General features: G+C 72.0%; 22 protein-coding genes. 13 read left to right on the forward strand and 9 right to left on the reverse strand.

Features of this window, described 5'->3' with window-relative positions; all coding sequences use genetic code 11:
• The first annotated feature begins 46 nt into the window (after positions 1-46).
• The 4 genes from M8C11_RS00905 to manD all read left to right on the forward strand — a co-directional run bounded on the left by M8C11_RS00905 (position 47) and on the right by manD (position 3257).
• Positions 47-1207 carry an alkaline phosphatase PhoX gene (locus tag M8C11_RS00905; protein WP_252447797.1) on the forward strand — a complete coding sequence of 387 codons (1161 nt, stop codon included), beginning with the start codon at positions 47-49 and terminating at the stop codon, positions 1205-1207.
• Between the two features lie 181 nt (positions 1208-1388).
• On the forward strand, positions 1389-1700 hold the full coding sequence (locus tag M8C11_RS00910; RefSeq protein ID WP_252447799.1) for a hypothetical protein: 312 nt from the start codon (positions 1389-1391) through the stop codon (positions 1698-1700).
• A 90-nt stretch (positions 1701-1790) separates the two neighbouring features.
• Positions 1791-1961, forward strand: coding sequence for a hypothetical protein (locus tag M8C11_RS00915; RefSeq protein ID WP_181726501.1), 171 nt, complete (start codon positions 1791-1793; stop codon positions 1959-1961).
• 87 nt (positions 1962-2048) lie between these two features.
• A complete protein-coding gene (gene manD / locus M8C11_RS00920; RefSeq protein WP_252447803.1) occupies positions 2049-3257 on the forward strand; it encodes a D-mannonate dehydratase ManD in 1209 nt (402 codons plus the stop codon).
• A gap of 10 nt (positions 3258-3267) precedes the next feature.
• Here the strand turns inward: manD and M8C11_RS00925 are convergent, their stop codons facing one another.
• Genes M8C11_RS00925 through M8C11_RS00950 form a run of 6 tightly spaced genes read right to left on the reverse strand, consistent with a single transcriptional unit; the run spans position 3268 to position 11148 of the window.
• Positions 3268-5379, reverse strand: coding sequence for an alpha-glucuronidase (locus tag M8C11_RS00925; protein ID WP_252447810.1), 2112 nt, complete (start codon positions 5377-5379; stop codon positions 3268-3270).
• Positions 5376-6068: a hypothetical protein gene (locus M8C11_RS00930; protein WP_252447811.1), complete on the reverse strand. Its 693-nt coding sequence runs from the start codon at positions 6066-6068 to the stop codon at positions 5376-5378. Before M8C11_RS00930 ends, M8C11_RS00925 begins: the two co-directional genes overlap by 4 nt.
• On the reverse strand, positions 6065-7591 hold the full coding sequence (locus M8C11_RS00935) for a xylan 1,4-beta-xylosidase (RefSeq protein ID WP_252447812.1): 1527 nt from the start codon (positions 7589-7591) through the stop codon (positions 6065-6067). Before M8C11_RS00935 ends, M8C11_RS00930 begins: the two co-directional genes overlap by 4 nt.
• A gap of 6 nt (positions 7592-7597) precedes the next feature.
• On the reverse strand, positions 7598-9241 hold the full coding sequence (locus M8C11_RS00940; RefSeq protein WP_252447814.1) for an extracellular solute-binding protein: 1644 nt from the start codon (positions 9239-9241) through the stop codon (positions 7598-7600).
• A 36-nt stretch (positions 9242-9277) separates the two neighbouring features.
• Positions 9278-10216: a carbohydrate ABC transporter permease gene (locus M8C11_RS00945; protein ID WP_233585866.1), complete on the reverse strand. Its 939-nt coding sequence runs from the start codon at positions 10214-10216 to the stop codon at positions 9278-9280.
• Positions 10213-11148 (reverse strand): sugar ABC transporter permease, encoded by a 936-nt coding sequence (locus tag M8C11_RS00950; RefSeq protein ID WP_233585868.1) that lies wholly within the window; start codon positions 11146-11148, stop codon positions 10213-10215. Before M8C11_RS00950 ends, M8C11_RS00945 begins: the two co-directional genes overlap by 4 nt.
• Positions 11149-11226: 78 nt before the next feature.
• On the opposite strand from M8C11_RS00950, the gene M8C11_RS00955 reads away from it, so the two are divergent.
• The 3 genes from M8C11_RS00955 to M8C11_RS30470 all read left to right on the forward strand — a co-directional run bounded on the left by M8C11_RS00955 (position 11227) and on the right by M8C11_RS30470 (position 14883).
• Positions 11227-12234, forward strand: a complete 1008-nt coding sequence (locus M8C11_RS00955) for an acetylxylan esterase (protein ID WP_252447816.1) — start codon at positions 11227-11229, stop codon at positions 12232-12234.
• Positions 12235-12355: 121 nt separating this feature from the next.
• Positions 12356-12886, forward strand: coding sequence for a hypothetical protein (locus M8C11_RS00960; RefSeq protein ID WP_252447818.1), 531 nt, complete (start codon positions 12356-12358; stop codon positions 12884-12886).
• 293 nt (positions 12887-13179) lie between these two features.
• Positions 13180-14883 (forward strand): tetratricopeptide repeat protein, encoded by a 1704-nt coding sequence (locus M8C11_RS30470; RefSeq protein WP_252447820.1) that lies wholly within the window; start codon positions 13180-13182, stop codon positions 14881-14883.
• A 45-nt stretch (positions 14884-14928) separates the two neighbouring features.
• On the opposite strand, the gene M8C11_RS00970 is transcribed toward M8C11_RS30470, so the two are convergent.
• Positions 14929-15369, reverse strand: coding sequence for a hypothetical protein (locus M8C11_RS00970; protein ID WP_252447822.1), 441 nt, complete (start codon positions 15367-15369; stop codon positions 14929-14931).
• 163 nt (positions 15370-15532) lie between these two features.
• Here M8C11_RS00970 and M8C11_RS00975 point away from each other — a divergent pair, with 163 nt between their 5' ends.
• Together M8C11_RS00975 and M8C11_RS00980 are read left to right on the forward strand one after the other, a co-directional pair.
• Positions 15533-17125 (forward strand): beta-1,3-glucanase family protein, encoded by a 1593-nt coding sequence (locus M8C11_RS00975; RefSeq protein WP_252447826.1) that lies wholly within the window; start codon positions 15533-15535, stop codon positions 17123-17125.
• A 202-nt stretch (positions 17126-17327) separates the two neighbouring features.
• Entirely contained in the window at positions 17328-17699 is a 372-nt protein-coding gene (locus M8C11_RS00980) for a nuclear transport factor 2 family protein (RefSeq protein ID WP_252447828.1), read from the forward strand.
• Positions 17700-17726: 27 nt separating this feature from the next.
• Here M8C11_RS00980 and M8C11_RS00985 read toward each other — a convergent pair whose 3' ends face one another.
• Complete coding sequence (locus tag M8C11_RS00985; RefSeq protein WP_128136412.1) at positions 17727-18083, reverse strand: nuclear transport factor 2 family protein; 357 nt, start codon at positions 18081-18083, stop codon at positions 17727-17729.
• A gap of 106 nt (positions 18084-18189) precedes the next feature.
• Here M8C11_RS00985 and M8C11_RS00990 point away from each other — a divergent pair, with 106 nt between their 5' ends.
• The gene (locus M8C11_RS00990; protein WP_252447832.1) at positions 18190-19230 is read left to right on the forward strand and encodes a DUF4034 domain-containing protein; all 1041 of its coding nucleotides are present in this window, start codon (positions 18190-18192) and stop codon (positions 19228-19230) included.
• Between the two features lie 208 nt (positions 19231-19438).
• Positions 19439-19645 (forward strand): hypothetical protein, encoded by a 207-nt coding sequence (locus M8C11_RS00995; protein ID WP_252447833.1) that lies wholly within the window; start codon positions 19439-19441, stop codon positions 19643-19645.
• Between the two features lie 18 nt (positions 19646-19663).
• Here M8C11_RS00995 and M8C11_RS01000 read toward each other — a convergent pair whose 3' ends face one another.
• Positions 19664-20212, reverse strand: a complete 549-nt coding sequence (locus tag M8C11_RS01000) for a TetR/AcrR family transcriptional regulator (RefSeq protein ID WP_252447834.1) — start codon at positions 20210-20212, stop codon at positions 19664-19666.
• 106 nt (positions 20213-20318) lie between these two features.
• Between M8C11_RS01000 and M8C11_RS01005 the strand changes: the two genes are divergently transcribed.
• Both M8C11_RS01005 and M8C11_RS01010 read left to right on the forward strand, forming a co-directional pair.
• Entirely contained in the window at positions 20319-20732 is a 414-nt protein-coding gene (locus tag M8C11_RS01005; RefSeq protein WP_252447836.1) for a nuclear transport factor 2 family protein, read from the forward strand.
• Positions 20729-21568 carry an NAD(P)H-binding protein gene (locus tag M8C11_RS01010; RefSeq protein ID WP_252447837.1) on the forward strand — a complete coding sequence of 280 codons (840 nt, stop codon included), beginning with the start codon at positions 20729-20731 and terminating at the stop codon, positions 21566-21568. The genes M8C11_RS01005 and M8C11_RS01010 overlap by 4 nt, the downstream gene beginning before the upstream one ends.
• Positions 21569-21571: the final 3 nt, after the last annotated feature.

Here is a 21571-nt window from a genome sequence, read left to right on the forward strand (position 1 = left end):
GTAAGCTCCGCACGGTCGGATCTGGGGAACCTACGGAGGAGGTTCCATGGATCGTCGAGCGATGTTGCGGGCCACTGTTCTCGGTGCGGGCGCTGTCGCCCTGCCCTTCACGGCGTGGTCGGCCGCGTACGGAGCCCCGGCGCAGAACGCGGCGGGGCCCTACGGTGGGCTCCAGGCCGCCGACGCCAACGGCATCCAGTTGCCGGCCGGGTTCACCAGCTCGATCGTCGCGCGTTCCCGCCGGACGGTGCCGGGGACGTCGTACACCTGGCACGACGCTCCGGACGGCGGCGCCGTGTTCCCCAACGGCTCCGGCTGGATCTACGTGTCGAACTCCGAGGTGGCGGCCGGCGCGGGCGGCGGCGCCTCACGTCTGGTCTTCAACTCCAGCGGTGTCGTGGTCGGGGCGTCGCGGATCCTCTCCGGCACCAACAGCAACTGCGCCGGCGGCAAGACGCCGTGGAACACCTGGCTCTCCTGCGAGGAGGTGTCCCTGGGCCGGGTCTTCGAGACGTACCCCCTCGGCGGGACCGCCGTGGCGCGTCCCGCGATGGGCCGGTTCAAGCACGAGGCGGCCGCGGCCGACCCGGTCCGCCGGGTCGTCTACCTGACCGAGGACGAGACCGACGGCAAGTTCTACCGCTTCGTGCCGGCCACCTGGGGCGACCTGTCCGCCGGAACCCTCCAGGTCTTCCGCGCCGGTACGGCCACCTCCGGCACGTTCACCTGGGCCACGGTGCCCGACCCGGACGGCTCGCCCACCCCGACCCGGCAGCAGGTGTCCGGCGCGAAGACGTTCAACGGCGGCGAGGGCTGCCACTACGCGGACGACACCGTCTGGTTCACCACGAAGGGCGACAACCGCGTGTGGCAGGTCAACCTGGCCGCCGGCACGTACGAACTCGCCTACGACGACAACCTGGTCAGCCCCGGCACCCCTCCGCTGACCGGCGTCGACAACATCACCGGGTCCACGGCCGGTGACCTCTACGTCGCCGAGGACGGCGGCAACATGGAGATCTGCATGATCACGCCGGACGACAAGATCTCCGTCTTCCTGCGGATCACCGGACAGAGCGGTTCGGAGATCACCGGGCCGGCGTTCACCCCGGCGGGGGACCGGCTGTACTTCTCGTCGCAGCGCGGCACGACCGGCTCGTCCTCCGGCGGCATCACCTACTGCGTCACCGGGCCGTTCCGCCGCTGACCGGCTGCCGGCCGCGCTGACCGTCGCGTGGCCCGTCCGGCGAGGGGCGCCCGGTCGTCACCGGCCGCCCCTCGCCGACGCCACTGCCCGGACCCGCCGGGACGACCAGGCCCGCGCCGACCGGTCATACCTTGCGGTCGCGCGCCTCGGTCGGCGCGGGCACGCCGTACGCCGCGAAGCCGTGCGCGATCACGAGCAGCAGGCCGACGCGGGCTGCGATCGACGTCGTGATCCAATGATGCGCATGGTTCTCCAGCGCGTTACCGCCGGCCTTCTGTTGCTGATCGGGCTTCTGGCGATGGTCGCCACCCGGACCTTCCCGTTCCTCGACGATCTCTCCGAACCGGCCGAGACGGCGGTCGCGATCGGGGGCGCGGCATGCCTGCTGGCGGGGGTGTGGCTGTGGTTGCGCAAACCGGCGGACCGGTCGCCCGCAGCCGGCGACGGTGAGCCTGTGACCGCGCGTGAATCGGAGGGGCGAAGGGCGGAGTGATCGGCGGACGCGTCACCCGGGAATGCGGGCGAGCGCGCCCGTCGCCGCGCCCGGCGGGCGGTCCGGGCGGTGGCGTCGGATACTGGGCCGATGACCAACCCCGACCTCGATCCCGAGGTGTATCCGCCGATCGACCCGCGTGAGGACGTGCCGGACGACCCCGGCGAGCTGCTCCCGGACACGCCCGGCGAACTGCCCGAGGCGCCGGTCGAGCCGATGCCCGACGACGGGGATCCCGGGGGTGTACCCGAACCGGCCTGACCGGTCCGGCCCGCGCCGCCCCCCTTGTCGATCGACGATGATGGATAATCCTGTGGTGACCGGTGCGCCGACCGCAGGGGAGACCGGATGAGAATCGTCGACGCCCGGGTGATCGTTACCTGCCCCGGCCGGAACTTCGTGACCCTGAAGGTCGTCACCGACGAGGGAGTCACCGGCGTCGGCGACGCCACCCTCAACGGCCGGGAACTCGCAGTCGCGTCCTACCTGCGCGACCACGTCGTGCCGCTGCTGATCGGGCGGGACCCGGCCCGCATCGAGGACACCTGGCAGTACCTCTATCAGGGGTCGTACTGGCGGCGCGGGCCGGTCACGATGAGCGCCGTCGCCGCCGTGGACACCGCGCTGTGGGACATCAAGGGCAAGGTCGCCGGGCTGCCGGTCTACCAGTTGCTCGGTGGCCGGTCCCGCGAGGGAGTGACCGTGTACGGGCACGCCAACGGCGAGACCGTCGACGAGGTGCTGGCCGAGGTCGCCCGCTTCGTCGACCTCGGCTACCGCGCGGTGCGGGTGCAGTGCGGCGTGCCCGGCCTGCCCCGGACGTACGGCGTCAGCGCCGACAAGATGTTCTACGAGCCCGCCGACGCCGCGCTGCCGACCGAGACGACCTGGTCGACGGAGGCCTACCTGGCCCACGTGCCGGGCGTGTTCGCCCGGGTCCGCGAGGAGTTCGGCCCCACCCTCCGCCTGCTGCACGACGTGCACCACCGGCTCACCCCGATCGAGGCGGCGCGGCTCGGCAGGAGCCTGGAGCCGTACGCGTTGACCTGGATGGAGGACCCCGTCCCGGCGGACCTCCAGGAGGGGTTCCGGCTCATCCGCTCGCACACCACCACGCCGATCGCCGTCGGCGAGGTCTTCAGCAGCATCTGGGACGCCGCCCAGCTCATCCGGGAACAGCTCATCGACTACGTCCGCACCACTGTGGTCCACGCCGGCGGGATCACCCACCTTCGGCGCATCTTCGACCTCGCCGCGTTGCACCACGTCCGCAGCGGCTCGCACGGCGCCACCGACCTCTCCCCGGTCTGCATGGCCGCCGCGCTGCACCTGGACATCGCCATCCCCAACTTCGGCCTCCAGGAGTACATGCGGCACACCGAGCAGACGGACGAGGTGTTCCCGCACGGCTACCACTATGACGGCGGCTACCTGCACCCGGCCGAGACCCCGGGGCTCGGGGTGGACATCGACGAACAGGCCGCGGCCCGCTACCCGTACGCGCCGGCCTATCTGCCGGTGAACCGGCTGGCGGACGGCACCGTGCACCCCTGGTGAGCGTGCCGGTTCAGTGGATGCGGCGACCGTGCGCGTCCGGCACCCCGGACTTGCGGAAGAAGTAGGTGTTGATCTGGTCCCGCCACTCGACGGCGCTGCGGAGCTGTTCGTCGAGGCGCTCGGCGACCCGGTCGTGGACGGCCGGGTCGACCGCCCCGGCGACGAGCCGCCACCGCTCCCGCATCGCCGCCACCTCGTCGACCCCGGCGAAGTGCGTGTCGTAGATGTGCTGGATGACGGTGCGGCCGCTGTGCAGCACGTGCCCGTACGGGACGTGATGGAAGAACAGCAGCAGTTCGTCGGGGCAGCGCTCCCGTGACTCGTACACCTCCGACCACGGCGGCGGGTACTGGCCGGTGAAGCCGGTGCCGGTCGCCCGGGTCCGGTCCACCCCGACGCCGTCGCGGTCCGCGAAGTGGTAGGTGCCCCACGGGGTGTACTCGTAGCCGTCCACGTCCGGGCCGTAGTGGTGGCCGGGCCGCACCATGAAGCCGACGCCGAGCGGGGCGGTGTAGCGCTCGTAGGTGCGCCAGGAATCGTCCATGATCGCGTGCATCGTCCGCCGCACCGCTTCCGGATCGCCCGTGGTGACCGGCAGCCAGGTCAGGTCGATCCACTCGTCGAGGATCGCGGCGGGATCCAGCAGCGGATCCCAGGCGAGCCGGCCGAAGGCGTACAGGTTCGACTGGGCCAGCGGGTGCCCGGTCCAGAACGGGTCGTCGCCCACGTTGGCCACGGCGACCAGGCCGCCACCGGCGCCCGCTCGCCCGGCGGCCACGTCGGCGATCGTGCCGCCGGCCTCGCCCCGGGGGCGGAACCGCAGCACCTCGCTCCACCAGGGCCCGAGGTAGCAGACGTGCCGCTGCTGGCCGGTGTACTCCTGCGTCGCCTGCACCTCCACCGCCAACCGGGTGGCCGGCATCGCGGCGAGCACCGGGGACACCGGTTCGCGTGGCTGGAAGTCGATCGGGCCGAACTTCACCTGGAGGATCACGTTGTCGGCGAATCGTCCGTCCAGCGGCGCGAAGTGGTCGTAGGCGGCCCGGGCCCGGTCGGTCGACCGGTCCCGCCAGTCCTGGTGGTGGTCGTAGACGAACGCCCGCCAGCGCACCACGCCGCCGTGCGGGGCGAGCGCCTCGGCGAGCAGGTTCGCGCCGTCGGCGTGGTCGCGCCCGTACGCGAACGGGCCGGGCCGGCCCTCGGAGTCGGCCTTCACCAGATAGCCGCCGAAGTCGGAGATCCGCTGGTAGACCCGCCGGGTGGCGTCGATCCACCAGGCCCGGACCCGGTCGTCCAGCGGGTCGGCGGTGGGCAGGCCGCCGAGGACCACCGGGGCGGCGAAGGTCACCGCCAGATGCACCCGGATGCCGTACGGGCGGAGCACCTCGGCGATCTCCGCGACATCGCCGAGCCGGTCGGTCAGCAGCAGTGCCTCGGTGTCGTGCACGTTGACGTTGTTCACCGAGATCGCGTTGACGCCGCAGGCGGCGAGCAGGCGGGCGTAGTCCCGGAGCCGGGCGGGCTCGCGCCGGGCGGCGCCGTCGCGCCAGAACAGGGAGCCGCCGGCGTAGCCCCGCTCGACCTGGCCCGACACCGGGTGTACGGCCACGTTGTCCCAGTGGTCGAGCATCCGCCGGTCCAGCGCCGGCCGGTGCCGGCGCGCCGGAAGGTCGTCGTCGAAGGCCGCCGCGCCGAGCCGGACCACGTGGAACATCCCGTACAGCAGGCCGGCCGGCGCGTCGGCCAGCACCACAGTCACGCCGTTCGTCCGCGCCAGCAGGTACCCCTCGTCGCCGAGGGCGCCGTCGCCGGTGCCGTTCACCGCCGGTGTCGCACCGAGCCGGGCCGCCTCCGCCGCCGCGTTCGGCACCGGGCCGGCCTCGCGCAGGGCCAGCACCAGGTCGGCGTCCACCTGCCACGGCGGACCGTGCCAGACCCGCCCGCCGTACCGGGTGCAGGCCCGGCTCACCTCGTCGAGGACGGTGTCGACCAGCAGGCCGTCGCCGTGCACCAGCACCGGCCGGGAGCCGAGTTCGCGGAACGCCGCGGGCGGCAGCCAGGCGGCGTGCCAGGTCGACTCGCCGGCGTCGGCCGACGCCCGGCCGGTGACCGGAACGCTCATGCGGTGAACTCCGCCCGGATGTCGTCGATCATCGGGCCGCCGATCCGCAGCAGCGCCAGCACCAGGAGCGCGGCCAGCAGGGCGAGCACCGCCTCGGAGAACACCGCTGTGACACCGGCGGCGGCGGCCAGCAGCACGACGTTGCCGAACGTGACGCCGGGCTTGCGCGCCACGTAGTACACGGCGAGCCGGAGCACGTCGCGGGTGCGGAAGGTGAACAACGAGACGATCACCAGCGCGTTGAGGCCGACCAGGACCACGCCCGCACCGACCACCACGAGCGGCACCGTCCACCAGCCGGGGACGGCGGCGGCGGGCAGGTTCGCCAGGTTGACCGCGATGACGGCCAGCCACAGCAGCGTCGGCGCCCAGACGCGCAGCGCGCCCGGCAGGTTGGCCCGGTAGGCCCGGCGGAACGCGGCCGCGGGACGGAGATCGGTCAGGTCGGGGCGTTGGTGCCGCAGCGTGTACAGGGCGGCCGAGACCGCCGGACCGACCGGCAGCGCGGCGGCGGCGACCAGCGGGAGGTTGCTGCTGTCGCGTTCGAGCAGCACGAGCACGGCCAGGCCGGGCAGCATGCTCACCAGGAGCAGCAGTTCGACCACGAGCAGGATGTGGACCGTCGCGGCGGCCCGCGACAGCGGCCCGTCGCCGAACTCCCGCAGCCCGCCGGCTGGGTTGGCGCTCATGATCGCTCCCCGGGTGGGTCGAGCAACCGGTCGCCGTCCCACCACGGCGGGGTCTCGTCCACAACCGGAGTCAGTTCGGCGAGGGTCACCTCGTGCCGGGCGAGGTCGAGATCGAGGTCCGCCCGCCCGCCCGCGACCGGCAGGGCCCGATGGGTACGGGCCGGCTCGGCGGCCTCCCGCAACGCGTCGAGTTGCCGGGGCCGGGGCGAGTGCGGGCTGCCCATCTCCCGCCAGGCCGCCCAGGCGTTGCCGGCGTCCTCGCTCACCGACGAGCGGAGCAGGAACGCCGACGCGGTGCCCGGCGGGCCGATCGGCACCGACAGCGACAGGGTGTGCCGTTCGGGTGCCGGTTCCCGGCCGGTGACGTCGACAGGGGCCCAGGCCAGCACCGCGACCCGGCCGTCGGGGTGCCGGGTGACGAGGTGGTCCGGCCCGCGCGCGAGCACCTCGTCGCCGAGCCGGGCCATGAACGCGTACAGGTGGTAGGTGGGTTTCTTGATCTGCCGGTGGGTGAGCAGGCCGAAGCCGCCGTGCAGCGGCGCGGTCGGCACCCCCTCCTCCTCGAACACGTCGGTGAAGGTCCAGTAGGAGAAGGAGTCGACCAGGTCACCGCCGCCGGCCAGCACCGGAGCGAGGTAGGCGGCGTGGAAGGCCGTGTCGTGGATCGGATTGTCCGGCCGGTAGGAGGAGTTGAACTCGGTGATGTGCACCGGGCGGTCGGCCAGCGCGGTGCCGGCCAGGTGCCGGTGGGGCGCGGCGAACTGCTCCAGCAGTTCCGTCGCCGGGGCCAGGGTCTGCCGGGTGCCGAACGGCAGGTGCCGGGCCGGTCCGGAGGTGTAGGCGTGCCGGCTGACGAAGTCGACAGGTACGTCGCGGTCGGTGACGAACTCGGCGAAGGGCTTCAGCCACTCGTCGGCGCCGGGGGACAGGGCCGGGCCGCCGACCTGGAGCGCCGCGTCGACGTCCTTGACGGCGTGCGCCGACACCTCGTACAGGCGGTGGTAGGCGTCCTGGCCGGCACCCGCCCAGAACGCCGGCAGGTTGGGCTCGTTCCACACCTCGACGGGCCAGCCGCGCACCTCGTCGAGGCCGTACCGGTCGACCAGGTGGGCCACCGTGGCGCGGACCAGGTCGCCCCATTCGGTGTACGACCGGGGCGGCGTCACGTTGCCCCGCCACCAGAACACCGTCTGGTCGCCGGAGGCGAGCGCCGAGGGCATGAACCCCAGCTCCACGAAGGGCCGGATGCCCACTTCGAGGTAGGCGTCGACGACCTGGTCGACGTAGGTGAAGGCGTGCCGCACCCGGCGCTCGCCCCGGTAGTCGTAGGGGCGGTGCACCCCGACGCCGTCGCTGAGCAGCCCGTGCCCGCGGATGTGCCGGAAACCGATGTCCCGCTGCACCAGCGCCAGCGAGTCCTGATAGTCGCGTCGCAGGGCCAGGTCGAACCGGCCGGTGCCGACGCAGGTCCGCCAGGCGTCGGTCAGCCGGCCGACGGGCCGCTCGGGAACGGTGCCGCGCATCGCCGCTCAGCCGTGGCTCTTGCGGTACCGCTCGTACGCCTTGTTGACCAGGTCGACGTAGGCCTGCGCGTTCTTGCCCTTCAGCTCCGAGACGTAGGCGTCCCACTCGCTCAGCGGCCGCTGGCCGAGGGCGAACTTCAGCGTGTTCTGGGTGACGTGGTCCTTCAGCGCGGTCGCCCAGAGCGTCGTCTGCTCCCGCTCCTCATCGCTGAGCGGCGCGGGTGGCGGAGTCACCCAGGGCGCGGCCTTGCGGGCGTTCATCTCCTTCTGGAACTCCAGTTCCTCCGGCGAGAAGAACGACTGCACCAGGTCGAGCTTGCCGCCGTAGGCGAAGACGCCGTTGTAGAAGCCGAAGTCCTTCTGCAGATGCTTGCTGCCCTTCGGGTTGAGCCCGATGACGTTGACGTCCGGGGCGAGGGTGCGCTTGCCCGAGGCGTCCTTGGTGTACGTGGTGCCCTCGACGCCCCACTTGGCGAACTCCTGGCCGGCGTCGGAGTACCAGAGCCAGTCGACGAACTGCATCATGGCCACGAAGTTCTTGCCCTCGCGGGCCTTGCTGGAGATCATCACGCCGTTCTCCAGCCGGCTCGCCGCGTTGACCGGGCCGGCCGGTCCGACCGGGAAGAGGATCTTGCCGAGCCGTGCGTTCGGGTTGATCTTCGCGATGTCCGGGCGGTAGTCGTTCACCAGCGTCTGCGCGTTCGTGCTGATCACGAAGGACTTGCCGCTGGCGAGCTTCTGCCGGGCCTGGTCGTCGGTCTGGGTGAACGTCTCCGGGTCGAGCAGCCCTTCGGCGACCAGCTTGTGCAGGTACTCCACCACCTGCCGGTAGCCGTCCGAGGCGCCGGTGAAGACGTACTTCCCGGCCCCGGCGTCCCAGCTCGTCGGCTGGTAGTTCCAGCCGGCGCCGGGCAGGCCGTGTGCCAGGGCGAGCATGTTCAGCAGGTTGCCGGCCGGGTTGGGCTTGCCGAAGCGGTCGGAGAACGGGATGACGTCCGGGTGGGCCGCCTTCATCGCCTTGAGCATGGCGTACACCTCGTCCCACGTGGTGGGGGACGGGATCTTCAGCTGCTCCAGCACGTCGGTGCGGACCGCGAGGGTGTAGTCCTGCCAGGGCTTCTCGTGCAGCCCGGGCAGCAGGTAGAACTTGCCGTCCTCCTGCCGGAGCGTGTCCATCTCCGGCTGGAGCTTCCACCGCTCGATCTTGTCCTTGAAGTGCGGCATCAGGTCGAGGTAGTCGCTGACCGGCAGGATCGCGCCGGAGGAGACGTACGAGTTCTCCTGCGGGTGGTAGGTCTTCGGGATGATCAGCGGGGCGTCGCCGGAGCCGACCAGCACGCTGCGCTTCTGCTCGTAGTCGCTCAGCGGCACGGCTACCGGGTCCAGCTTGACGTTCGTCCGCCCGGCCAGCTCGGTCCAGAACAGCCACTCCGGCTTGAGCGGGTAGTTCGGGTGGTTGTTGTAGAGGATCGAGAACGTGACCGGCTCGGTGGCCTTGAACTGGTCCCCGACACCGTACTTCTCCATCGCGCCGGCACGGTTGCGGTCGAGGTCCTTCTTGTCGGGGGTGTCGTCGCCGCAACCCGCCAGGGAGACGACGGCGGCCGCGCCGGTGGCGAGCAGCACCTGGCGCCGGGACAGCTGGGCCATGAGTTCTTCCTTCCGGTGGTGGGGGTGCGTGGGCGGCTATCCCTTCACGGCGCCGAGCATGACTCCGGAGACGAAGTAGCGCTGGATGAAGGGATAGACCGCGAGGATCGGCAGGATCGTCAGCACGATCGTCACGGACTGGATGGTGGCGGCGGACTGCACGACGTCGCCGGCGCTGCCGAGGCCACCGCCGGTCTGCGTGGCGTCGGTCGCGCCCGCGATGAGGTTGCGCAGATAGACGGTCACCGGGAGCAGGTCCTGACGGTCCATGTAGAGGAACGCGGCGAACCAGGAGTTCCAGAACGAGACGGCGTAGAACAGCACCATCGTGGCGACCATGGCCTTCGACAGCGGCAGCACGATCCGCAGCAGCGTGCCGTACGTGTTCAGGCCGTCGACGGCGGCGGCCTCCTCCAGCTCGACCGGCAGGCTCTCGAAGAACGCCTTCATCACCAGCAGGTTGAACACGTTGATGGCGTTGGGCAGGGCGATCGCCCACACGGTGTTCTTCAACCCCAGGCTGGTGACCAGGACGTAGTTGGGGATCAGGCCGCCGGTGAAGAACATGGTGAACACGGCGATCCCGACCAGCGCGGTCCGGCCCCGCAGGTGCCTCTTTGACAGCACGTACGCGTAGCAGGTGGTCAGCACGACGGAGATGAGCGTGGCGACCACCGTGTAGAAGACGGTGTTGCGGTAGCTGACCCAGAACGTCGGGTCGGACGTCACCACCCGGTACGCGGTGAGGTTGAACCCGCGCGGCACGAGGTTCACCTCGCCCGCGACGATGTACGCGTTGTCGCTGAGCGAGCGGGCCACGATGGTGAGGAACGGGTACAGCGTCACCACCACGACGCCGGTCAGCACGACGGCGTTCACCACCTGGAAGACCCGGTAGCCCCGGGTGGGCCGGGGGCCACGCGGCCGGGCCGCCGGTTCCCGCGTAGGGGTCCGGGTACGGTCCTGCGTGCTCACCACAGGCTCGTCCCGACCGTGCGCCGGGAGATCGCGTTCGCCGACAGCACCAGCGTCAGCCCGATCACGGACTCGAACAGGCCGATCGCGGCGGCGTAGCTGAGGTTCCCGGAGACGATGCCCACCCGGTACAGGTAGGTCGAGATCACGTCCGCCGTCGGGTAGGTGAGCGGGTTGTACAGCAGCAGGATCTTCTCGAAGCCGACGGCCATGAAGGTGCCGATGTTGAGGATCAGCAGGGTCACCATCGTCGGCCGGATCCCCGGCAGCGTCACGTGCCACGTCTGCCGCCATCGGTTGGCGCCGTCGATGCGGGCCGCCTCGTACAGGTCGCCGTCGACTGTGGTGAGCGCGGCGAGGTAGAGGATGGTGCCCCAGCCGACTGTCTGCCAGACCTCCGAGGAGACGTAGATCGTCCGGAACCATCCCGCCTGCTGCATGAACGGGACCGGCTCGCCGCCCACGACGCGCAGCATCTGGTTCACCGCGCCGTCCACCGACAGCAGCTGGAGGACCATGGCCGCCACGATCACGATCGACAGGAAGTGCGGCAGGTAGGACACCGACTGCACGAACCGCTTGAGGGCCCGGTTGCGCACCTCGTTGAGCAGCAGTGCGAGCACGATCGGCAGCGGGAAGCAGAACACCAGGGTCAGCGCGCCCAGCACGAGCGTGTTGGTGAACACGTTCCAGAAGGTGGGGTCGGTGAAGAACAGCCGGAAGTACCGCAGCCCGGTCCAGTACTCGCCGAACAGGCTGCCGCCCGGCTGGAAGCGCCGGAACGCGATCACGTTGCCCAGCATCGGCAGGTAGCGGAACGTCAGGAAGAACAGCAGCGGCAGGACGGCCAGCGAATAGAGCTGCCAGTCCCGGCGCAGGGCCCGCCGCCAGGGCGTACGGCGACCGCGCGGGATCGGGGATGCCAAGCTCATCCTCCCGCCTGACCATCGACCGGAACTTTCCGGTAATACGCCGTAAGCCTTTCGGAAATTTATGGGTATCGTTATCGCGTGTCAAGAGCGTCGATTGACAACTCCCTCGACCAGCTCCGTCGCTACACGCCGGCCGTCGTCGAGCCCGCCGACTTCGACCGGTTCTGGCGCGCCACCCTCACCGCCGCCGCGGCCACCCCGCCGCTCGTCCGCGTCCGTCCCGAACCCACCGGTCTGCGGCTGGTCGACGTGTGGGACGTGACGTTCGCCGGCTTCGCCGGCGAACCCGTCCGGGCCTGGTACACCCGTCCCGCGGGCGTACAGGAGCCGCTGCCGGCCGTGGTGGAGTACCCCGGCTACGGACGCGGCCGGGGCCTGCCGGGCGAGCGGCTCACCTGGCCGGTGGCCGGTTACGCCCACCTGCTGGTGGACAACCGGGGACAGGCCGGACTGTTCAGCCGCGGGGACACCCCGGACCCGCACGACGCGCCCGGCGGGCCCAGCCCCGCCACGCGGGGAATCCTGGCCCCGGACGACTACCACTACCGTCGCCTGATCACCGACGCGGTCCGCGCGATCGACGCCGTCCGCGAACTGCCCGGGGTGGACCCGGCCCGCGTCGCCGCGGTGGGCAACAGCCAGGGTGGTGGACTCGCGCTCGCGGCGGCGGGCCTCGTCGACGGCCTCGCCGCGCTCCTGGTCACCGCCCCGTTCCTGTGCGACATCCAGCGCGCCATCGAGCTCACCGAGGCTTCCCCCTACGGCGAGATCGCCCGCTACCTGGCGGTGCACCGCGAGGCGGAGGAGCAGGTCCGGCACACGCTGTCCTATGTCGACGGCGTCACCTTCGCCCGGCGGGCCACCGCTCCGGCGCACTTCGGGATCGGCCTGCGGGACGAGGTCTGCCCGCCGAGCACCGGCTTCGCCGCCTACAACCAGTACGCCGCCGCCGCATCGGCCACTCCGCCACGGGAGATGCACACGTACCCGTTCAACGGCCACGAGGGCGGGGAGGCCGTCCACGTCCGACGGCAGCTGCGCTGGCTCGACGCGGTGATCCGTCCCGCCGGGACGGCGGCCGGCTGACGGCCTCACCGGATGCGGGCAGCGGAGCGCCTGGACCTGGGCCGGCGTCCCGGACCAGGCGTCGTGACGCCTGCGCGGGCACTCTCCGGAGCGACTTGTCGTCCGCCCCTAGACTGCGCCGATGGATGCTGAGTTCACGGCCAACGCCGCCGCCACCGCCGCGATCTTCGGAGTCTTCGGGATGGCCTGGTTCGGCTGGGCGCAGGAGGCGCCGCCGAAGGCGTGGCGTCCGTGGCTCGGCGTCGGCTCGGTGTTGTCCCTGGCGGCAGCGATCGCCGGCGGCGTCGTCGCCGTACGCACCTGGGACGAGGGCAGCTCCGTGGACGACAGGACGGGGCCGGTCTTCGGTGTGATCGTCCTGATCGAGGTGGTCCTCTGCGCCGCCGGCGCGATCTGGCTCCAGCGGACCGGCCGCGCGTCCCTGGTTCCGGCGTGGGTCGCCCTGATCGTCGGCCTGCACTTCTTCCCCCTGGCGCCACTGCTCGGGTATCCGGCCCTCGCGATCTGGGCCGTGCTCGTCACCCTGGTCGCGGTCGCCGGCGTCGCCGCCGCCCGGCGGTACGACCTCACCCCCAGCGCCGTCGTCGGTGCCGGCACCGGCGTGACCCTCCTGATCGGAGCGACGACCGCACTGGTGCACGCGCTCACCTAGATGTCCCGCCGTGAGATCGTGACGACACGGCGTAGGTGAGACGAAAGCCGCGAGTGCGGATTCGTCCGCCGCGAATCGCGAACACCTTTCTTATTTCCATCGATGAGTATTACGCTCTGGGCCAGCCCTGAGGTGGATCACATCGGAGGTTCTTGTGAGGAAGATGACCGTCCGTCGCACGACTGCGCTCCGCCTGGTGTCCGGCGCACGCCGGCTGTGGATCGAGTGGTGCTGGTAGCTGCCGGCACGGCGGGCGCTCCCGGGCGCCCGCCCCTGCGGCGGCGGGTCCGGCTGTGACCGGCGGGCCGGAGCGCTACGACTGCCACCGCGACCACGGGCCGTACGCCGGTGTCTCGGCCTTCCTCGGCCGGGTCGCCGCCGACCGGCCCCGCCTGGCGGCGCGGCACACGGTCGAGCTGCGGGCGATCGTTCCCCGACTCGATCCGGCGGCCCGGCCGGTCGCTGAGGAGGAGCCGATCCGCTTCCACCCCGCCCGCCGGACCGCCTGCCTGGCCTACGGCGCGGCGGAGCTGGTGGCGGCCTGGGCCGGCACACTCCGGCGGCCCGTGGTCGTCCGGTTCGATCATGTCGCCTCCGCCGACGAGACGACCGCCGAGCTGCTGGACGCGCTGGCCCGCCGGCTCGGGCCGACCCCGGTTCGCCTCGACCTCCGCGATGACGGGGCCCCCGACCCGGCGCCCGACGAGCGCACCCCGCAGGCGTTGCGGCGGACCCTGGGCGACAGCCTGGCCGCCGGCTACTACCACCACGCGGCGCGGGTCGCCCGGCGCGGGCGGGCGGCGGTCACCCCCGGCCGCGACCTGAGGCACTGGTGGGCGTTCACCACCGGCCTGGCCACCGCCCTGGCGGCTCTGAACCGGGCCGCCGAGGCGCTCGACCTCTACGACGAGGCGCGGACCGCCACCGACGACCCGAAGATCACCATGTCGGCGGCGTACGCCACAGCCATGCTGTACGCCCGGCACCTGCCGGCGGCCGACCAGGACCCGGCACAGGCCCGGCTCTGGCTGGAACGGGCGCTGCGCCTCGCCGCCGGGCTGGCCGACCCCCGCCGGCGGCTGCTGTCGACGGTCTTCTACGAGCAGGGCCTGGCGCTGCTGGACAGCCGGGCAGGCCGGCCCGACCGGGCGCTGCGGCTGGTCGACGACGGGCTGGCCCGGCTGACGGCCGCGCTCGGCCCCGGCGAGCGCCCGCAGGACCTGGCCCGGCTGCGCCACAACCGGGCGCAGGTTCACCTCGCGCTGGGCGACCCGGCGCGGGCGCTGGCCGATCTGGACACCGTGATCGCCCAGGACCCCGGAAACTGTGAGTACTACGTGGACCGCGCCGCCCTGTACCGGGTGGCGGGCCGGACCCGAGCCGCGATCAGGGACTACGACGCCGCGATCCGGCTGGGACCGCACCTGCCCGAGGCGTACTACAACCGGGCCGTGCTCCACCAGGAGCGGGGCCGCCCCGAGCGGGCACGCGCCGACCTGGAGCGGGTGCTCACCATCGAGCCCGGCCACCTCGACGCCCGGATCACCCTGGTCAACCTGCACGTGGAGCGCGGCGCGCTCGACGCCGCCGAGGCCGCCGCGCGGGCCGGGCTGGCCGACGTGCCGCAGGAGCCCGCGCTGCTGTGCACCCTGGGCCTGGTCCGCGCCGAGCGCGGCCGGCCCGCCGAGGCCGACGAGCTGTTCACCAGTGCTCTGAGTGGGGACCCGGAGCTGGTGGAGGCGTGGACGAACCGGGCCGCCGTCCGGTTCGAGCGCGGCGACGTGGCCGCCGCGCTCGCCGACCTGGACCGGGCGGTGGCGCTGTCGGCCGCCCCCGTGCCGCGATACAACCGGGGCACGGCCCTGGCCCGGCTGGGCCGGTGGGACGAGGCGGCCCGCGACTTCACCGAGGCGCTCGCCCAGCCCGGGCTGGACCGTGCCCTGCGCCGCGACCTGCGCGCGGAACTCGCCCGTTGCCGCCGAGCGCCGGCCGACTGACCCGGCCGCGGGCCGGGTGCGGGCCGGGTGCGGGTGGGAGCGGAGTCAGCAGCCCTGGCGGCGGCTGTAGATCTGGTGGCGCTGACCGGCCCATCCGATGTAGCCGACCGCCTCGACGCAGTAGTTCGCCGTACCGGTGACGGCGACCGGGCCGGCGTAGTAGCTGAAGTCACCGGAATTGGTGTCCGTGCCGCCCGAGCGGGTGCAGTGCGCGCCCTCGCCCGACCGCTCCGCGCAGCGGTAGATCTGCACGAAGGTGGGTGCCGACTTCCCGTACGCCGCGCCGCGGTGGTAGAAGCAGGCGCTGTTGGTGCCGCCGTTGCTGCTGTTGTAGTAGATCACCAGTTCACCGAGCCCGGACGACTGCACCTGGCTGTAGGTGATGGTCCCCGAGCAGGAGCCGGCCGCCTGGGCGGCGGGGGCGCCGACCGTCAGGCCCGCCCCGACTGTCACCAGCGCCGTCAGCATCGAAAGTGCGCGCTTCATGAATCCCCGATCTACAGTCGACTGTTTCGGAGTGGATCTTAATCGACCGGTGACCTTCGCCGTGGCCCTGCTCCATAGGCGGCCGCCTATTGACAAACATTATTAACAATTGGAGTCTGCTGAGAGAGCGCTCTCCCGTCCCCGTCTCCAGCGAGGTGTCGCCATGCGTCTCCGAAGAAGGCTGCTCGCCGCCGCGTCCGCCCTGCTCGCCGGGCTCGCGGGCGCCGTCGTCGCCACGCCCGCCCACGCGGCCGGACCGGCGTTGCTGCCGGTCACCGTCACCAACACCACCGGCCGCAGCGACCCGGTCTACCTGTATGTCATCGGCGTCCAACTGTCCTCCGGCCGGCTCGGCTACGTCACCTCCGGCGGTGCCTTCGTGCCGTGGACCGGCGGGCAGATCCCGCCGTCGCCCGCGCCGGACGTCTCCATACCGGGCCCCGGCAACGGCGGCAGCACCACGATCCAGTTCCCCCGCGGCTTCTCGGGCCGGGCCTACTTCGCGCTCGGGCAGAAGCTGAAGTTCTTCCTCACCCCGGACGGGCTGGTGCAGCCCGCGCCCTGGGCGGCCGGTGACGCGAACCGCGACATCCTCTTCGACTGGAGCGAGTTCACCTACAACGACTCAGGGCTGTGGCTCAACAGCTCCCAGGTCGACATGTTCGCGATCCCGCACGCGGTCACCGTGACCGGCGCCAACGGCGTCACCAAGCGCACCGGCGACGTGGTGGCCAACGGGCGCAACGCGGTCATCGACGGCATCCGCGCACAGCCGGGCTGGGCCGGCACCGTCCACACCCGCTCGGACGGGACCGTGCTGCGCGTCCTGGCTCCGGGCAAGGCGGCCGGGGCCGGCCTGCTGAGCGCCACCTACCTGGACTCCTACATCGCCTCCGCGTGGAACGCGTACACCACGAAGACGCTGACCGTGGCGCCGTTCGCCGACCAGCCGGCCATCCGGTACTACGGCCGCACCTCGGGCAACACCATGACCTTCACCAACGGCAGCGGCCAGGTGGTCGCCTCCTTCAACCGGCCCTCCTCGGCCAGCGTCTGGGGCTGCGACGGCGACCTGCCCGCGCCGAACGACCAGGTGGTCGGCCCGATCTCGCGTACACTCTGCGCCGCCCTCAACCGGGGCACGCTCGGCACCGTCGACACCCAGCCCAGCACCGACGCCGCCGGCTTCTACCGCAACAACCCCACCAACCAGTACGCCCGCCTGATCCACGCCAACATGACCGACGGCCGGGCGTACGCGTTCGCCTTCGACGACGTCGGCGGATTCGAGTCGCTGGTGCACGACGGCGACCCCCGTTCGGCCGGACTGATCCTCAGCCCGTTCACCGGCGGTGGCGGCGGCACCCCGACCACCGGGGTTCCCGTGGTCAGCACCTGGAACAACAAGTGCATCGACGTGCCGAGCTCCAACTTCGCCGACCGTGCGCCGCTGCAGATGTGGAACTGCAACAACACCGACGCGCAGAAGTGGACGTTCAGCGGCACAGCGCTGAAGAGCCAGAACAACAAGTGCATGGACATCGACGCCGGGTCCACCGCCAACGGGGCGGTGGTGCAGCTCTACACCTGTAACGGCACCGGCGCCCAGCAGTTCACCCTGAACGCGGCCGGAGACCTGGTCAACCTGCAGGCCGGCAAGTGCGTCGACATCAAGGACTGGAACAGTGGCGACGGCGCGAGGCTCCAGCTCTGGGACTGTGGGGGCACTGCAAACCAGAAGTGGCGCAAGGGCTGACCGGCCGTGCGACGGCGGCGGGGGCCGACCGCGAGTCGTCCCCGCCGCCGGCAGGGTGACGGTTGCGCCGACCACCGGGCGAGCCGGCGCGGGCGCCGCCTGCTCGCTGCGACCGCGCGGCGAGGATCCGTGATCGGCGACGCGGCGCCCGCCCGGCGTTGGATGATGGCGTGAGTCGTCCATGCACGAGAGGCTGCGGTGAATGACCGAGCAATTGCGGGCGCGCCCGGCACGCGAGGTGCTCGACGAGCACCTGCGCCTGTCGAACGAGGGCCGGTTCGCCGAGGACATCGAGCGCAACGTGTCGCCGGACTGCCTCGTCCTCGACCGCAGGGGAGTGTTCCGGGGGCACGACGGGGTGCGGAAACTGGCGCAGTGGCTGAGCGCGGAGCTTCCGGGCGCCCACTTCACCTACACGACGGTGCTGATCGAGGATCGGATCGGGTTCCTGGAGTGGACCGCTGACGCAGCGGGCACGCGGGTCCGCGACGGCGCCGACTCGTACGTCATCGAGGACGGCTGGATCGTCGCGCAGACCATCCACTACACGGTGGAACCGACCGCCGAGGCCTGAGCGTCCGACCGGCCGCGGGCGGAGCGCTCACTGGACCGGGACGAAGGTGGCGGCCAACACCCGCCAGTTGCCGTCCTCCCGCACCCACAGCCGGGTGTAGCGCAACCGCGCGGACACGACGGCCCCGCCCTGAACCGCATCCACCGCGGCGACCGTGCGGGTCACCCCGGTCTCACCGTCGTCCTGGACGTCGAGCGACTCCTCCACCAGGCCGGTGATCCGCAGGGCCCCCGAGCGGTAGCTCTCCAGATCATCCTCCTTGGTGAAGACCGTGCCGTCCGGTCCGGCACCCACGACCCGGGGGTGCAGAAGCGCGTCGAGGGACTCGACATCGGCGGCACGCTGAGCGGCTTGGAGCCGCCGTTCCGCAGCACGAAGATCCATTCACCGATCCTCTCCGGCGCCCCGCACCACGACAAGCGGGTTAGCTCGCGGCAGAACGGCGACGCTGCGCCCACACGCCGGTCGCTGACATCTACCATCCCTGATCATGATCTCGACCATGTGGCGGATACTCACCCGCCAGATCGACCCCAACCCGGCGCAGGACGACGCCGTGCTGCGCGAGGCGTGCACGCAGGCGCGGTACGGCTCCGACATCGGACCGGCCCGGAAGGCTCTGACCGCCACCCGGGACGACTACGACCGCCGGGCACGGTACGTCCGTGTGCTGGCCGAATCGACCGCTCGCGGGCTGGGATCGCGGGTCGACCGCACGACCGGTCGCGTCGACACCACGGACGCGTGGACCGACCGCTGGGCCTCTCGCGCGCCCGCCGATCCAGACGCCCAGCTCGTCCGTGCCCGTTCCCTGATCGCACGGGCATGGGAGGTGCGCGGCGGCGACTGGGCCTCCAACGTACGCCGGGAGCAGTGGGCCGAGTTCCACCGCCTGCTGGACCTGGCCCGGCAGGTGAACGATGTCGCGATGCGGCTCGCACCGGACGACCCCACGCCGTGGGCGCACCGGCTCACTCTCATGATCGACGAGAGCGCGCCACTGGAGGACGTCGAGGAGACGTGGCGTGAGCTGACCAAGCGGGATCCCCGGCACCATCAGGGCCACGTGCTGCGGCTGACCTACCACTGCCGGAAGTGGAGCGGCTCGCACGAGGCGATGTTCGGCTTCGCCCGCTCGGTCGCCGCCACGGCGCCCACCGGCTCGCCGCTACTCGTGCTGCCGGTTCGGGCCGCCGCGGAGTGGGCGCTGTGGGAGCAGGATCGCGAACCCCACGGTGGTACCGGCGACGAGATCGGCGAGCGGTGGCGACAGGATCCGGTCATGCAGTCGGATCTCGACAACGCGCTGAACCGGTGGTTCCACCAGCCGGCGGCCCGGCACGCCGACTGGCTCGACGACGCGAACTTCCTGGCGTACGGGCTGGTGCGCACCGGCCGCGACGCCGAGGCCGCGCCGGTCTTCGCGTCGATCGGCCGGTACATGACCGACGTTCCGTGGGCCTGGTGGGGCGACGAGCGGCACGACGCCGTCTTCCTCCGCGCCCGTCGCCGCGCCCGCCGCGCCGCCTGACCGCAGGCGAGGCCGTCACGGCCACAGCCGATTCCCCCTCGGAGGAGCCGTTCTTACCACTCTCTTACGGGACGCGCTCGGGCGCGCACGGACCTTCCCGAAACGGGATGCCGAGGTCCGGGCCGCCACCGGCCCGGGCAACGCCTGGTCCGTCGGCTACCAGGCGTCCACCTACACGGGGTACTCGATCGACCAGCCGTACGCCCTGATGCAGTGGAACGGGCGGGCGTGGACGGAGCGGCGGCTGCCGCACCAGGCGCACGTGCTGTACAAGGTGGACGGGGCGAACGCCCGGGACGTCTGGACGGTGGGCGTCCGGCGCCTCGACATCCCGGGGACCTCGTCGTTCTGGGGGAGCGGCACCGTGTCGACCGCCGGGCTCCGCCTCACCGCCGTGATCGAGCGGACCAGCTGAGGGCAGTCGTCGACCGGACTACCGCCCGGTCGCTAGGACCGAACGGGTCAGTGCCGTCAGCCCGGCCTCCCAGCGTTCGTCGGGCCAGTCGCGCAGGTGCTCCACCAGGTCGCTGCGCACGGCGGCCAACAGGGCGTGGGCGAGGTAGTCCGCCGACTCCGGACCACGGGCCTCGGACACGACGGCGGTCAGCGTGGCGTGCCAGTCCTCGTACGACTCGGTGCGATAGGGGCTCCCGTCGCCCGCGTTCTCCAGGGCCAGCGTCAGCACCCGGTTGGCCTGCTTGAACCGGACCAGTTCCCGTAGCAGGTGCAGGGCGCGGTCCGCCGGCGAGTCGCCGGGCAGGCTCGCCGCGAGTGACGCCTGTAGCTGCTCGCCGCGGGCGGTGTAGAGGGCGCGGATGAGCCCCGACCGGTCACCGAAGTGGCGGAACAGCGTGCCCTTGCCCACACCGGCGGCGGCGGCCACGTCGTCCATCGAGATCCGGTCGGGGTCGGTCGCCGCCTCGAACAGCCGATCCGCCGCCGTGAGCACCGCCTCCCGATTCCGCGCCGCGTCAGCCCGCATCCCCTGCCCCTCTCGCAAACGGACCGCCGGTCCGCTATGGTGAAGTGGACCGGCCGTCCGCTTATCGTAGATCACTGCGGCGGCCCGCCGACCGGAAGGGACAACAGTGCCGAGCACCGCCACCGACGTTTTCCACCAGGCCCTGGAGCATCTGCTCGCCAAGGACATGCCGGGCTTCATCGCCCTGTTCGCCGACGACGCCGCCATGGAGTTCCCGTTCGCGCCGCCCGGACGGCCGAGCCGGGTGGCCGGCCGTGCCGAGCTGCACGACTACCTCGTCGACTACCCGCAGACACTGGACGTCCGCCAGATCGCCGACGTCACGGTGCACGAGACGGCGGACCCGGAGGTGATCGTCGCCGAGTTCACCGCCACCGGCGTCGTCGTCGCCACGGGAGAGCCGTACCGGCTGCGGTACATCGCCGTCCTTTCCGTCCGGGCCGGGCGCATCGTGCGCTACCGCGACTACTGGAACCCGCTGGCCGTGCAGGAACTGTTCGGCGAGGGGGTGCGCGCATGATCCTCGTCGTCGGAGGCACGGGAACGACCGGCCGGCTCGTCGCCGCGAAACTCGCCGCCGCCGGCCGCCAGGCCCGCGTCGCCAGCCGCCGGGCGTCCGCCGAGGGCGTCCGCTTCGACTGGTACGACCGCGGCACGCACGACACGGCGCTGGACGGTGCGACAGGGCTCTACCTGATCGCGTCCCTCGGCGACGCCGACCCGGCGCCGACCATGCTGCCGTTCCTGGATCTGGCCCGGCGCGCCGGGGTGCGACGGGCCGTCCTGCTCAGCTCGTCGGCGATCGACGCCGGCGCGCCCGGACTGGGGGAGGTGCAGGCCCAGCTCGGCGAGATGATCCGCGAATGGGCGGTGCTGCGGCCGTCCTGGTTCATGGAGAACTTCGTCGGCGCGCACCCGCACGCCGCGAGCGCGCGGGAACGTGGCGAGATCGTCAGCGCCACCGGCGACGCGCGGGTGGGGTTCGTGGACCCGGCCGACATCGCCGAGGTGGCGGTACGTGCCCTCACCGACCCGGCGCCCCACGACACCGAGCACGTCATCACCGGCCCCGAGCGGCTGAGCTACGCCGACGTCGCCGCCACCCTCACCGATCTCCTCGGCCGCCCGGTCCGGCACCGCGCCGTCGACGAGGACGCGCTCACCGCGTACCACGAGGCTCACGGCCTCCCGCCCGACTACGCCCGCTTCCTCGCGGGCCTGGACACGGCCGTCGCTGCGGGCTCGGAGGACCGTGTCACGACGACCGTCGCGGACGTGACCGGCCGGCCCGCCCGGACGTTCCGGGACTTCTGCCGCGACCGGCTGGCCGGGGCGCCCCGCGCCGCGGACGCCTGAGAT

The organism is Micromonospora sp. CPM1, from assembly GCF_023896895.1.
Taxonomy (GTDB): domain Bacteria; phylum Actinomycetota; class Actinomycetes; order Mycobacteriales; family Micromonosporaceae; genus Micromonospora; species Micromonospora tulbaghiae.